The sequence below is a fragment of the Ruegeria sp. YTSC004 genome (genome assembly GCF_059609805.1).
The window spans coordinates 178054-191556 of record NZ_JBXWMJ010000004.1 but is presented as its reverse complement, the minus strand read 5'-3'; the positions used below and the strand labels follow the sequence as shown (position 1 = coordinate 191556).

At 58.3% G+C, this 13503-nt stretch carries 15 protein-coding genes; 6 read left to right on the top strand and 9 right to left on the bottom strand.

Annotated features, from left to right (window positions below):
* The first annotated feature begins 48 nt into the window (after window positions 1-48).
* Entirely contained in the window at window positions 49-1263 is a 1215-nt protein-coding gene (locus tag AC2FFP_RS09725) for a bifunctional alpha/beta hydrolase/OsmC family protein (RefSeq protein ID WP_496766957.1), read from the top strand.
* 9 nt (window positions 1264-1272) lie between these two features.
* On the opposite strand, the gene AC2FFP_RS09720 is transcribed toward AC2FFP_RS09725, so the two are convergent.
* The 5 genes from AC2FFP_RS09720 to AC2FFP_RS09700 all read right to left on the bottom strand — a co-directional run bounded on the left by AC2FFP_RS09720 (window position 1273) and on the right by AC2FFP_RS09700 (window position 3739).
* On the bottom strand, window positions 1273-1623 hold the full coding sequence (locus AC2FFP_RS09720) for a hypothetical protein (protein ID WP_082649311.1): 351 nt from the start codon (window positions 1621-1623) through the stop codon (window positions 1273-1275).
* A 10-nt stretch (window positions 1624-1633) separates the two neighbouring features.
* The gene (locus AC2FFP_RS09715; protein WP_496723474.1) at window positions 1634-2191 is read right to left on the bottom strand and encodes a hypothetical protein; all 558 of its coding nucleotides are present in this window, start codon (window positions 2189-2191) and stop codon (window positions 1634-1636) included.
* A gap of 140 nt (window positions 2192-2331) precedes the next feature.
* The gene (locus AC2FFP_RS09710) at window positions 2332-2919 is read right to left on the bottom strand and encodes a biotin transporter BioY (protein WP_496723476.1); all 588 of its coding nucleotides are present in this window, start codon (window positions 2917-2919) and stop codon (window positions 2332-2334) included.
* Window positions 2920-2987: 68 nt separating this feature from the next.
* The gene (locus tag AC2FFP_RS09705; RefSeq protein WP_496723478.1) at window positions 2988-3410 is read right to left on the bottom strand and encodes a DUF6314 family protein; all 423 of its coding nucleotides are present in this window, start codon (window positions 3408-3410) and stop codon (window positions 2988-2990) included.
* Window positions 3407-3739: a hypothetical protein gene (locus tag AC2FFP_RS09700; RefSeq protein ID WP_496766954.1), complete on the bottom strand. Its 333-nt coding sequence runs from the start codon at window positions 3737-3739 to the stop codon at window positions 3407-3409. Before AC2FFP_RS09700 ends, AC2FFP_RS09705 begins: the two co-directional genes overlap by 4 nt.
* 89 nt (window positions 3740-3828) lie before the next feature.
* Between AC2FFP_RS09700 and purB the strand changes: the two genes are divergently transcribed.
* The 4 genes from purB to AC2FFP_RS09680 all read left to right on the top strand — a co-directional run bounded on the left by purB (window position 3829) and on the right by AC2FFP_RS09680 (window position 8250).
* A complete protein-coding gene (gene purB, locus AC2FFP_RS09695; protein ID WP_496766953.1) occupies window positions 3829-5133 on the top strand; it encodes an adenylosuccinate lyase in 1305 nt (434 codons plus the stop codon).
* 378 nt (window positions 5134-5511) lie between these two features.
* Window positions 5512-6051, top strand: a complete 540-nt coding sequence (locus AC2FFP_RS09690) for a tetratricopeptide repeat protein (protein ID WP_108860321.1) — start codon at window positions 5512-5514, stop codon at window positions 6049-6051.
* 68 nt (window positions 6052-6119) lie between these two features.
* The gene (locus AC2FFP_RS09685) at window positions 6120-7211 is read left to right on the top strand and encodes a flagellar motor switch protein FliG (RefSeq protein ID WP_496880980.1); all 1092 of its coding nucleotides are present in this window, start codon (window positions 6120-6122) and stop codon (window positions 7209-7211) included.
* A gap of 115 nt (window positions 7212-7326) precedes the next feature.
* Window positions 7327-8250, top strand: a complete 924-nt coding sequence (locus AC2FFP_RS09680; protein WP_496766951.1) for a lysophospholipid acyltransferase family protein — start codon at window positions 7327-7329, stop codon at window positions 8248-8250.
* On the opposite strand, the gene AC2FFP_RS09675 is transcribed toward AC2FFP_RS09680, so the two are convergent.
* A complete protein-coding gene (locus AC2FFP_RS09675) occupies window positions 8251-8952 on the bottom strand; it encodes a DUF1223 domain-containing protein (RefSeq protein ID WP_496766950.1) in 702 nt (233 codons plus the stop codon).
* Window positions 8953-9183: 231 nt separating this feature from the next.
* Here AC2FFP_RS09675 and acnA point away from each other — a divergent pair, with 231 nt between their 5' ends.
* Window positions 9184-11874, top strand: coding sequence for an aconitate hydratase AcnA (acnA, locus tag AC2FFP_RS09670; protein ID WP_496777699.1), 2691 nt, complete (start codon window positions 9184-9186; stop codon window positions 11872-11874).
* 114 nt (window positions 11875-11988) lie between these two features.
* Here the strand turns inward: acnA and AC2FFP_RS09665 are convergent, their stop codons facing one another.
* From AC2FFP_RS09665 to AC2FFP_RS09655, 3 genes are read right to left on the bottom strand one after another with little or no spacing between them, the layout of a single operon-like run.
* Window positions 11989-12525, bottom strand: coding sequence for a DsbE family thiol:disulfide interchange protein (locus AC2FFP_RS09665; RefSeq protein ID WP_496723493.1), 537 nt, complete (start codon window positions 12523-12525; stop codon window positions 11989-11991).
* Window positions 12518-12676 (bottom strand): heme exporter protein CcmD, encoded by a 159-nt coding sequence (ccmD, locus tag AC2FFP_RS09660; protein ID WP_496723495.1) that lies wholly within the window; start codon window positions 12674-12676, stop codon window positions 12518-12520. The genes AC2FFP_RS09665 and ccmD overlap by 8 nt, the downstream gene beginning before the upstream one ends.
* Window positions 12673-13446, bottom strand: coding sequence for a heme ABC transporter permease (locus tag AC2FFP_RS09655; RefSeq protein ID WP_496766948.1), 774 nt, complete (start codon window positions 13444-13446; stop codon window positions 12673-12675). The genes ccmD and AC2FFP_RS09655 overlap by 4 nt, the downstream gene beginning before the upstream one ends.
* Window positions 13447-13503: the final 57 nt, after the last annotated feature.

Genomic DNA, 13503 nt, shown 5'->3' with positions numbered 1-13503 from the left:
CAGACGGAAGCACACACTATTAGTCATCCCGACGAACAAGGAACTGCCATGCCCACCGAACGCATTACCTTTGCCGGTCACGACGGCAACCAATTGGCCGCGCGCCTGGATTTGCCGGACGGACCGGTTCTGGCCACGGCGCTATTTGCGCATTGTTTCACCTGTTCCAAAGACATCCCTGCCGCGCGCAGGATCGCGGCCCGACTGGCGGCAATGGGCATCGCCGTGCTGCGATTTGATTTCACCGGGCTGGGTCATTCCGGTGGGGAATTTGCCAACACAACCTTTACCTCCAATGTCGAAGACCTGATCGCCGCCTCACATTATCTGGCGGGCCGCAACATGGCTCCGGCATTGCTCATCGGCCATTCGCTGGGTGGTGCGGCTGTGTTGCGCGCCCGCGCCGGAATTCCCAGCGTCAAGGCCGTGGTCACTTTGGGTGCACCCGCAGATCCGGGCCATGTAGCGCATCACTTCGAAGATGCGCTGCCGGAGATCAAGCAGGCTGGATCGGCGGACGTGATGTTGGGCGGGCGTCCCTTCCGCATTGGCAAAGCTTTTGTGGATGATATTTCCGAAGCAGCCCTGATGCCCGCTATCGCAGATCTGAAGGCCGCTTTGCTGATCTTGCACGCCCCTCGGGACGAGACCGTAAGCATCGACAATGCCAGCACAATCTTTCTGGCCGCCAAACACCCCAAGAGCTTTGTGACCCTCGACGATGCCGATCACCTGATTACCCGCGCATCCGATGCAGAATACGCGGCGGACGTGATCACCGCGTGGGTGACGCGATACGTCAAGCTCTGCCCGCCTGCCCCGCCACCGGGGGCGCCCGAAGGTGTCGTTCGAGTGACCGAAGCTGATCCGGAAGGGTTCCTGCAGGACATTCAGTCCGGCCCACGCCACCACGCCGTCGCGGACGAGCCCGCCTCATACGGCGGCACCGACCGAGGCATGTCTCCCTATGGATTCGTGTCGTCTGGTCTTGGGGCTTGCACATCGATGACCATCCGCATGTATGCGCGGCGCAAGCGGTGGCCGCTGAAAACCGTTTTAGTCGATGTGTGCCACAACAAGGTCCACGCACAAGATGCCGGGCTGGCCAACGAAGGAAAAGTCGATCAGTTCCGCCGCAAGATCCGCCTTGAAGGTCCGCTGACGGCCGAGCAACGCGCGCGACTGCTGGAAATCGCGGACAAATGCCCGGTCCACAGAACCTTGGAAGGGTCAGCCCAGATCACGACGGAATTACTGGACTGACCCGCTAGCTCAGCGCCGCCCTGCGGGGCGGTGAATGGGTGGCCGAGCCGCCGGAGGCCGTGCGACTGGTGGTCTTGGACGGTTCGGTGGTCGGGACACCGGCGGTCTGTTCGGTGGCTTGGCGATTGGCGGAACAGGACGCGCAGGTGGACGTCCATCCGGCGGTCTGGGTCGATCCGGTCGGTCGATGTCTATATCTACATCCACGTCGTGATAGTAGTCGTTCCACAACATCGAGTCGTAGAAGGGGTCATACCCGTATCCCACGCCAACGGTGACGCCATCACAGGCCGAAAGCGTCAGTGTGGCAGCACCCAATCCAAGGGCAAGGGTTGCACGTTTGATCAATTTGCGTGTCATGTGCGCCTCCTCACTGAAGGGACCGGAACGACGCGAACACGGCGTTCAGGTCGTTCACATAAGCTGGATCGGCGCCGTCGCGCAGGATCGCCACGGCAATGGCTACGCGCCCCCTCGGCAAGTCGATCACTGAAACCGTAAAGTTAACACCACGTCCTTCGCGATTGCCGGTCCCGCGAATAACCCGTGCGGGCAATCCGCCGATACGCGTCGTGGTGGTTTCGGATACGGTCGGATCCTTGACCAGAAACCTGTCTATGTCTTCAAGATACCGCAGACCGCCCTCGATCGAGGCCACGCCGGCAGGCGACACAAAGCCCATCCAGACATTATCGTCCGTGACTGGCCGCATCCCCATGACCCGAGCCACGGCACGTGCATCGCCCAGCTCGGTATCTTCAATTTCGCGCGGGCCACCGGTGCGCAGCGCCCAGAAGTCGGGCACGGAAAAGCCGAATAGCGCGCGTCCATTGTCCGTATAGGTAACCGGAGTGTCGGCGGATGCCGTCCCGCCGCTCAGCATAAGCGAAGCACAAACCGCGAGTGCCGAAGCTAATTGAATACGCATATCTCAATAACCTAATGATTTCATTGAATGCAGATTGACCTGCAGTGGCCCCTTTTGTCCAGCATTCCAATGTGCGGGCACAAAAAACCGCGCCGGGATATCTCCGGGCGCGGCTTCGTCAGATTTGGATTGGTTGGAAATTACGAACGAGCGTCGCCCACCAGTTTCCACAGGCCAGGGATCAGCAGTGCAGCCAGCACCAGCTTGATCGCGTCGCCCACCAAGAAGGGTGTCAGACCCCACTGCAGGATCGGCTGGTCCCATCCGTACAGCTGACCCAGCCACAACAGACCGGGCACGTAGATCGCGACATTTGCCAGAACCAGAGCCAACGCCATCTTGCCGAACGAACGGTCCCAGCCTCGCGCGGCCAGTGCGCCCAGCAGAACGGTTGCCAGAAGGTAACCGACCAGATAACCGCCGGTACCGCCCATCATGTAAGTCAGACCGAATTTCTCAGCCGAGGAACCTGCGAACACATCAAAGCCCAGCGCGCCGATCAGCAGGTAGCCCAGCATGGTGGCCAGACCCAGACGCGTGCCATATGCGGTGCCAATGGTCAGCACGGCAAAGGTGCCCATCGTGATCGGGACGGGCCACATCGGGACCTTGATCTTTGCGGCAATTGCAAGCGCCAGAATACCCAGAGCGACCAGCACAACCTGTTTGACGCGCAGCGCGGTGCCTTCGCGCGGGCCAATCGCATTGGCCAGTACATTCGCATTCATTCTTATGTCTCCACCTATTTTCAACTGCAGAAATGCCCGCTCAGAGCTTTGACTGCAACATGATTACGCTATCTTAACCGATATTCGGTGCTCATTTCATAAGATTTTCTAGGTCCCGAGACGATCCAGCGCACTGACCAGACCGGCCAGGCCGAAAAATCGTAGACAGCATCGTAGCTGTCGGGCGGGCAATCGTGGTGGTCAGACGCATGTGCCTGCCCCAAGGCCAGCCGGTGAAAATAGCGGCCGTCGTCAAAATGTATGGCAATCGTCGCACCCGCTGCTTGCCACAGGTACCTGCGCGTGCCTTTCATCTCGGCTTGCCCCGGCACACGCAGCGTGACCTCTTCGTCGTATGTCAAGCCGTCCTCGGTCGGGCTCAGGACCGTGTGACCATCGGCCTGCACCACCTGCCCCGCCTGCGTATCCAGAATGGTCCGGGTCAGGCTCCAATGGCCTTCGAAATCCGACAGTCTGCGCGGCAGGCTCATTCGGCAATTGTCCCGTCGGTCGTGGCACCGTTATCATCCACGAACCGGATCACATTGCCACTTTGCTCGACATCATAGCAGGCCCAAAAATCCGAAGGCGGCCAGATCGAGCAATAACGATCCTCGCGCACTGCCCACCGCCCTGCGCTGGGCCCGCCCGAGAAATACTGCGTCAGCATCGTGTCATCGAAGGTCTGCCAGATACCTTCCCCGTAATCGAGCTTCTGTCCGGTCAATACCGACAGAATTTCATCCCCCGTCAGCGTTCTGAACTCCTCAGCCGCCAGAAAACCGGGCCAAAGGGCCAAAATCAGGGCAAACCGTCTCATATTCGCACTCGCGCCTTGTTCCTTTGTCTGCGCGGGTTTAAACCCCGCCGCAACGCCTCCTGCCAAATCACAATAAGGTGCCGCTGCCAATGATTCCACGCTATTCCCGCCCCGATATGGTCGCCATCTGGTCGCCCGAATCCAAGTTCCGCATCTGGTACGAGATCGAGGCACATGCCTGCGACGCCATGGCTGATCTGGGCGTGATCCCGCGCGAAAATGCTGAGGCCGTCTGGAAAGCCAAAGACGTGGAATTCGACGTGGCACGCATCGACGAAATCGAAGCGGTTACCAAGCACGACGTCATCGCCTTCCTGACCCATTTGTCCGAACATGTCGGCAGTGAAGAGGCGCGTTTTGTCCATCAGGGCATGACCAGCTCTGACGTTTTGGACACTTGTTTCAACGTGCAACTGACGCGCGCCGCCGACCTGCTGATCGCAGATCTCGAAGGTCTACTGGCTGCAATGAAACGCCGCGCAATCGAACACAAAGACACGGTCCGCATCGGCCGCAGCCACGGTATCCACGCAGAGCCAACCACCATGGGCCTGACTTTCGCGCGTTTTTACGCCGAGATGGACCGCAACCTGTCCCGCATGCGCGACGCCCGCGCTGAAATCGCCACTGGCGCGATCAGCGGCGCGGTTGGCACCTTCGCCAATGTTGACCCGCGTGTGGAAGAGCATGTCTGCGACCAGCTGGGTCTGGTGCCCGAGCCGATTAGCACTCAGGTCATCCCGCGCGACCGTCATGCTGCGTTCTTTGCGACGCTGGGGGTTATTGCCAGCAGCATCGAGAACGTCGCCATCGAAATCCGCCACATGCAGCGCACCGAGGTGCTGGAGGGGGCCGAGTTCTTCTCGATGGGTCAGAAAGGCTCCTCAGCTATGCCACACAAGAAAAACCCGGTGCTGACCGAAAACCTGACTGGTCTGGCGCGCATGGTGCGCGCGGCAGTGATCCCTGCGATGGAAAACGTGGCGCTCTGGCATGAACGTGACATCTCGCATTCCTCGGTCGAACGCATGATCGGCCCGGATGCCACAATCACGCTGGATTTTGCACTGGCGCGACTGACAGGCGTGATCGACAAGATGTTGATCTTCCCCGAGAACATGATCGAAAACATGAACAAGTTCCCCGGTCTTGTGATGAGCCAGAGGGTTCTGCTGGCGCTGACACAAGCAGGTGTCAGCCGCGAAGATGCCTATGCCATGGTTCAGCGCAACGCGCTGAAAGTCTGGGAACACCGCACCGATTTCAAAGAAGAACTGCTGGCAGACGCGGACGTCACCGCCGCGCTGAGTCCGGAAGAAATCGAAGAGAAATTCGATCTCGGCTATCATACCAAACACGTTGATACGATCTTCGCCCGCGTGTTCGGCGAATAACCCAATCTGATCAGTTGGTTCGCAGGGCCCGGATCGCAGGACGCGTTCCGGGCCTTGGTGTTTTGCCAGACGGGTCAAAACAAGCTATGATGTGGGTGTAAATCCGGACAGGAGAAACACGATGATCCGCACTTTGATTTGCGCTGTGGCCCTTAGTTGTTCAGCCTCCGTTGCCTTGGCTTGTAGTGGCCATTCCAAGCAAACCCAGTCCTGCGCACCAGGTTCGGTTTGGGATGCTGAAACTCAAACCTGCGCCAAAATTACGAACAGCTGAGAAAATTTTTTCCCATTTGTGAATAAACGCGAGCCTTCGGTTGTTAGCTTTTGAGAAGAACGCACTATGCTTTCTGTAAGTAGCCCAGACAACGGAGTAGGAATATGCGCCTAGTACTCGCTTCAGCCATCGCCCTTCAGGCCTTTGCATTCGCGCCGGTCGCGCTTGCCGCTGGCGGTGACAGCAGCCCGCCAAAACCGACCAACACGACCAAGAAGTGTTTCTTCGGTCGCGTCTATGACAAAGACGCCGGACGGTGCGTGAAGCCGGACAAGACCAACTTTACCGAAGAAGAGCTGTATGACGCCGTGCGCGAACTGGCCTATGACGGACAGTTCGAAAATGCACAAGACATCCTGCGCATCATGGATCAGGATGATGATCGCGTGTTGACCTACTGGGGTTTCACCTACCGCAAAATGGGTGAGCTTGATCTGGCGAATGCCTTCTATTCGAACGCCATTGAGGCGAATCCCGACAACATACTGGCGCGCAGCTATATGGGTCAGGGCTTTGTCACCGAAGGCAAAACCGATCTTGCCATCGCACAGTGGCGCGAGATCAAGGCGCGCGGCGGTGAAGGCACCTGGGCCGAGGCATCCTTGCGCGAGGCGATCCGCACCGGGCTGACTTACAACTACTAAACTTCAGCCTTTCTTTACCCGACTCTCCGTAATCTGCCTGTGGAACAGAAACTTGGCACCACAGGCAGATGCAGGACACAAACTCTTTGGTTCAACTGGCACCGGGAACATCAACACCCGCAGCCGACGCCCAGAACGACGCGCCCCGCGTCGTCCCCAAGGCGTTGAGCAACCGACAAAAAGCCGCCGTCGTGGTGCGTCTTTTGTTGAATGAGGGCGCAGATATCCCCCTGGAAGAGCTTCCCGACGATTTGCAGGAAAAGCTGACGCACCAGCTGGGTCAGATGGGCCTTGTGGATCGCATCACGCTGGCATCCGTCGCACAAGAGTTTGCCGAAGCTCTGGACAGTGTCGGCCTGTCCTTTCCGCATGGGCTGGCCGGTGCTCTGGATGCGGTCAGCGACAAGATTACGCCGGCAACAGCGGCCAGGTTGCGGAAGGAAGCCGGGGTGCGCCAGATCGGCGATCCGTGGCAACGGCTGCGCGAAATCCCGACAGTGGATTTGGCCACCATCGCTCTGGCCGAAAGCACTGAAATTGCAGCGGTCATGTTGTCCAAGCTGGAAACTGCGAATGCCGCGCAACTTCTGGGTCACCTGCCCGGCCCGGTCGCGCGGCGCATCACCTATGCCGTGTCCAAAACGGCCAACATCACACCCGAGGCGGTTGAACGGATTGGCTGGTCGCTGGCGGCGCAACTTGATCGACGCCCGCCCACGGCCTTTTCGGATGGCCCCGGAGCGCGGGTCGGTGCGATTCTGAACCAATCAGCCGCAGCGACGCGCGACGGGCTTTTGACGGCCCTGGACGAGGAAGACACCGACTTTGCAGCTTTGGTGCGCCAATCGATATTCACCTTCGCCCATATCCCGGCCCGCATCCTGCCCCGGGACGTGCCTGCGATTCTGCGTGGCGTGGAACAGGCAGACCTTGTTACCGCCCTGGCCGGAGCCCAGGGCGAAGATGACAAATCAGCGGTCGAGTTTCTGCTGTCCAACATGTCCACGCGTATGGCGGATAACCTGCGCGAAGAAATCACCGAACGCGGCAAGGTGAAACTGTCCGAAGCCGAAGACGCGATGACCCTAGTCGTTGTTGCAATTCGAACACTGGTGGATGAAGGCGCACTAGCGTTGATCGAAGAGGATAGCGAAGAGTGACCGGCAAGTCCGATCCGGCAAGTCAAAGCATGGCTTTGGTTTGCAACGCTTGTGGTTGCGGTTTCCGCCTTGTATGTCTTGCCCGGCAAATCGCAACAGCCGGTGAGACCTATTCATGCCCGTCGAAAAGTCGGAACTAAGCCGCACAGAGCTTAGAAAATACTACATCACTGGATTGTTCATGAAGGGCGTCATCGGGACCTTGCGGTTGCTGCCCTATGAAGCTCGCCTGGCCACCATGGGCGTAATCGCACGTGGACTTTCACCGTTGATCGGCTTTACCAAACGCGTGCGCAGCAACTTGAAATTGACCCGCCCTGACCTGTCAGAGGCCGAGGTCAACAGAATTTGCAGTGCCGTTCCGGACAATGCCGGTCGCGCGATTATGGAGCATTTTTCGCCCGAAGGGTTCACCGAACGCCAGCGCACGGCAAAGGTAAGCGGTTCGGGTGTTGCCGCATTTGACACTGCCGTCGCCGAAGGGCGACCGATCATGATGATCACCGCGCATTTTGGTCACTATCTTGCAGCACGCATCGCCCTGCAGGAACGCAGCGGTCAACCGATTGGGTGCCTCTATCGCCGCATGGCGAACCCTTATTTCAACGACATGTATGTCGAGGCGTTCCATAAGACCGGCTCGCCGATGTTCGAACAGGGCCGCCGCGGAATGGTCGAGATGGTGCGTTCGCTCAAGAAAAATGAGATCATCGCGATCGTATCCGATCTGCACGCACATGGCGGTGAAGAGTTGACATTCTTTGGTAAGCCCGCCGTGACCTCAGTCCTGAATGCAGAACTGGCAATGAAATACAACGCCGTCCTGATCCCGTGTTACGCGGTGCGGCAACCAAACGGCGTGGATTTCGAAATCGTGCTGCACGAACCGGTGCCGCACACAGACCCCAGAACCATGACCCAGTTCACCAATGACGATCTTGAGGCTATGGTAAGACAGCATATGGGTCAGTGGTTCTGGATCCACCGGCGCTGGAAAGCCTGGAACGGTTTGGGCGTTCAGCCCGAGGATATGCCCTGATTACTTGACCCGCGCTGCTGCCACAATCGGGCCGTGCCCTGCCCTTTGCACCAGCACAACTGCCGGAAAATCTGTGTCGACGGTTACCGAAAACGCCTGAGGCGCGACACCGTCCCATTGACCTGCCATATGCCAGGCCTCGACAACATTGGCATAGTCCAGATCGTGGCCAGCCAGCTCTCCGCGTCGGATCGAGGCATGGCGCATAGGTGAATACTGAATGACCCGGATGTCATAGGTTTCTCCGGCCGGCAGTTCGACCGGCGTCACATCCACCGATACGTCTTCGCCCGAGCGCACGGCCGTCACGGATGCTTGCGGGGCGGCCTTGAGATGCGCATTGATCAGGCGATCCAGTTCCCGGGATTGCACCCCGACCACATCCTGCTGGCCATTCACCACCATCTGAGGCGTATAGATCATCGACCGCCCACCTTCTCGCGCATAAGTGCGCTGGCGCAGAGTGTGATCCGGGTCTGCATATTCATCCTTCCAGCCGATGTAGTCCCAGTAATCCACATGTAGTGCCAGGCCGATCACATCGTCGCGTTTGGCCAAATCATGCATGATCCGGTCGGCAGGCGGACAGGACGAACAGCCCTGAGATGTGAACAACTCAACCACAACCGGGTCGCCCTCGGCCAGGGCTGCTGTGGAGAGAAACAAGGAAACTAGCGCTGTTGCGCGGATGGATCTGAACATTACGGGTCTCGGGCCTTTGGCTGGATGTACCGACCGGTTTAAACGCAAGCCCGTTCAACCTCCAATCAACGTTTCTTGAGACATGCGACCATCGTTACCCTTAAATTTTGTGTGCAATGGTATACATAACTCAACAAGCTCATCACCTTGGTCCTTGAACCAAAGGCTTTGGTGATGCAGATAACTATTAGCGAATCCCGGGATCTAAGTCATTTCAGAGGGAGGCCACAGATGCCCATCAAAGTCGGACAAGATACCGCCAAAACACGCCGCAACCTTAGCGTGAATGGCAAATCCATTTCATATTACTCGATCCCTGCCGCGCAAGAGGCTGGTCTGGGTGATTTTTCCAAGCTTCCCGCCGCGCTGAAAGTGGTTCTGGAAAACATGCTGCGGTTCGAGGACGATGGCTTTTCCGTCGCGGTCGACGATATCAAAGCCTTTGGCGAATGGGCACGTAATGGCGGCAAGAACCCGCGCGAGATTGCGTATCGCCCTGCCCGCGTGTTGATGCAGGACTTTACCGGCGTTCCGGCTGTTGTTGATCTGGCCGCGATGCGCGATGGCATCAAAGGGCTGGGCGGCGATGCGCAGAAGATCAATCCACTGAACCCTGTTGATCTGGTCATCGACCACTCGGTCATGATTGATGAATTCGGCAACCCGCGCGCGTTCCAGATGAATGTGGACCGTGAATATGAGCGCAACATGGAGCGTTACCAGTTCCTTAAATGGGGGCAATCGGCATTTAACAACTTCCGCGTTGTTCCCCCCGGAACCGGTATCTGCCATCAGGTGAACCTTGAATATCTGGCCCAGACCGTCTGGACCGACACCGACCAGAACGGCGACGAAGTCGCCTACCCCGACACGCTAGTTGGTACCGACAGCCACACCACGATGGTCAACGGCATGGCCGTTCTGGGCTGGGGTGTCGGCGGGATTGAGGCCGAGGCCGCGATGCTGGGCCAGCCGATCTCGATGCTGATCCCTGAGGTTGTAGGTTTTGAGCTGACCGGCGCGATGCTCGAAGGCACCACTGGCACTGACCTTGTTCTGAAAGTCGTCGAGATGCTGCGCGCGAAGGGCGTGGTGGGCAAATTCGTCGAGTTCTACGGGAGCGGTCTGGATCGTCTGCCGCTGGCTGACCGCGCAACGATTGCCAACATGGCCCCCGAGTATGGCGCGACCTGCGGTTTCTTCCCAATTGACGGCGAGACCCTGCGCTATATGCGTAACACCGGCCGGGATGAGAATCGTCTGGCACTTGTCGAAGCTTATGCCAAGGAAAACGGCCTTTGGCGTGATGAGAACTACGCGCCCATCTACACCGACACTCTGACGCTGGACATGGGCACGATCGTTCCCGCAATCTCGGGGCCAAAACGTCCACAGGACTATGTTGCGCTGACCGACGCCAAAGCTGCCTTTACCAAGGAAATGGCCGAAACCTTCAAGCGCCCGATGGGCAAGCAGGTCGTGGTCAAGGGCGAAAACTACGGCATGGAATCGGGCAAGGTTGTGATCGCCTCGATCACCTCCTGTACCAACACTTCGAACCCTTATGTGATGATCGGTGCCGGTCTGGTCGCAAAAAAGGCACATGAACTGGGCTTGAACCGTCAACCGTGGGTCAAAACATCGCTGGCCCCCGGTTCGCAGGTTGTGTCTGAATACCTTGAGGCAGCAGGCCTGCAGCAGCATCTGGATGCCATCGGGTTCAACCTGGTTGGTTATGGCTGCACCACCTGCATCGGCAACTCTGGCCCGATCCAGCGGGAAATCAGTGAAGCAATTGCCGAGGGCGATTTGGTCGCCACATCCGTTCTGTCTGGCAACCGCAACTTTGAAGGCCGGATTTCGCCGGACGTGAGGGCCAACTATCTGGCCTCGCCGCCACTGGTCGTGGTCTACGCACTGGCTGGCACCATGGATATCGACCTGACATCCGAGCCGATCGGCCAGGACAAGGACGGCAATGACGTCTTCATGAAGGACATCTGGCCAACCCAAAGCGAAATTGCCGAGCTGGTGCAAGAAACTGTCACCCGCGAAGCGTTCCAGTCGAAATATGCGGACGTCTTCAAAGGCGATGAGAAATGGCAGAGCGTCGAGGTTCCGCAACAGGAAACCTATGACTGGCCGCCGACTTCGACCTATATCCAGAACCCTCCCTATTTTCAGGGGATGGGTGCCGAGCCGGGCACGATCACAAATATCGAAGGGGCCAAGGTATTGGCGGTTCTTGGGGACATGGTCACGACCGACCACATCTCACCCGCAGGGTCTTTTGCAAGCACCTCGCCTGCCGGTCAGTACCTGATCGAACGTCAGGTCCAACCGCGTGAGTTCAACTCCTACGGTTCCCGCCGCGGCAACCATGAGGTCATGATGCGTGGTACCTTCGCCAACATCCGCATTAAGAATGAAATGCTGGACGGCGTCGAAGGTGGCTATACCAAAGGTCCTGACGGCGAGCAGGCTTCGATCTACGACGCTTCGATGGCCTACCAGGAACTAGGCCTTCCGCTGGTCGTCTTTGGTGGCGAGCAATACGGCGCCGGTTCATCCCGGGACTGGGCTGCCAAAGGCACGGCCCTGCTGGGCGTCAAAGCCGTGATCGCCGAAAGCTTTGAGCGTATCCACCGGTCCAACCTGGTTGGTATGGGCGTAATCCCGTTCGAGTTCACCGGCGGCGACACCCGCAAGACATTGGGCCTGACAGGCGATGAAACCGTATCAATCCACGGCTTGGATTCGGTCGAGCCGCTGCAAGAGGTGCCCTGCACCATCATTTTCGGCGACGGAACCGAGAAAACAATCACGCTGAAATGCCGGATCGATACCGCGCCCGAGATCGAATACATCGAAAACGGCGGCGTGCTGCAATATGTGCTGCGGAACCTTGCCAAGGAAGCTTAAAGCAACAAAGCCCCGGCCAATGCGCCGGGGCTTTTTCTTGAGTGCCAGCGCCACCAGCACCAATAAGAAATAGAGCGCGTGCCGCAGGCACGCTCCGGATGGCAACGGATCAGATCACTGGCTGGCTTTTTCCAATGCCGGGCGGATCCTGCTTTCGATGACGCGCTGCGTGATCGGACCGGCAAAGCGCAGAATGATCGTGCCCTCTCCGTCGATTACATAAGTTTCCGGAACACCGTAGAGACCCCAGTCCAGCGCCATGCGTCCTTGCTCATCCCGTCCGATGGCTTCGTAAGGGTCGCCCAGTTCGGTCAGAAAACCTTCGGCATTGGCCAACTGATCCTTGTAGTTGACGCCATAGACCGGGATGCCCTCTTCGGACAGCGCCTCAAGGTTGGGGTGCTCAGCCCGGCAGGGCGCACACCAGCTGGCCCAATAGTTGACCAGCTTGACCTCACCATCACGCAGGGTGTCATCGTCGAACAACGTTTTGCCCGGAAACTCTGTCAGAACGACAGGTGGCGCGGGCTGCCCTTCGCGTGCAGATGGCAAAGCATCAGGGTCGTCGCGGAACATTCCAATGCCTGCCAGAACGGCAAAAGCGCCGAAGATCAACGGCGGCGCAATCATCAGGGGTGAGATTTTAGCCATTGCGCGACATCCTGTGTTCGACCTTTTCCATTTCCGCCCGGACTTTGCGCCCGCGCATTACGCTGAGAACGACCAGTGCAATCAGCAACCCCAGCGAGGCAGCATAGGACCACAGGACCGCGTCGGCATATTTTCCAAGATCAGGGATCATCCGTTTAGCCTTTCTCGCGCCAGCAGAGCCTTGATCCGCCGCGCCCGGATTTCTGTTCCTGTGCGATACAGAACCAACGCGATGAACAGCAGCACAAATCCGATGATGCACAGCAGCAGCGGGTAGAAATAGATGTTGCTGACCTTTTCCTCGGTATCCGAGCCCGTGACGGCTGCAGCGCGCATCACAGAGGCTCCTTGGTGCAGGCCTTGGTTCCAGAAGTTCACCGCATAGCGGCTGAGCAAGGCAAAAACCGACCCCACCAGACACAGGACCGAGGTCAGATCGGCGGCTGTGTCGGCATCTTCGATCGCTTCCCATAGCGCAACGTAGCCCAAATAGAACAGGAACAGGATCAGGAACGCGGTCAGGCGAGGATCCCAGGCCCACCACGTGCCCCACATCGGTTGCCCCCAGATCGCGCCGGTTGCCAAGGCGACCATTGTCATCACGATACCGACCGGCGCAGCCGCCCGGGCTGCCAGCGCGCTGACATGGTGACGCCGTACAAGCCAGATCAGCGAGGTCGCCAGCATCATCAGCCAACAATTAATCGCCATCAGCGCCGCAGGCACATGCAGATAGATGATCTTGACCGTCGAGCCCTGTTTGTAGTCATCCGGTGTGAAGAAAAAACCCCAAACCAGCCCAACGAACAGACACACAAAAGAAGTCATCCAGAAGAACGGCAGGATCCGCTCGCTGGTCGCGAGGAATTTGCGCGGGTTGGCGTATTCCCAGAGGGTATTGGCTTTGGCTGCGATAGACATGGGCTCTATTTAGTCCGACTCGTGTTTGTTCTCAATTGACATCAGTCAAACTGCGAC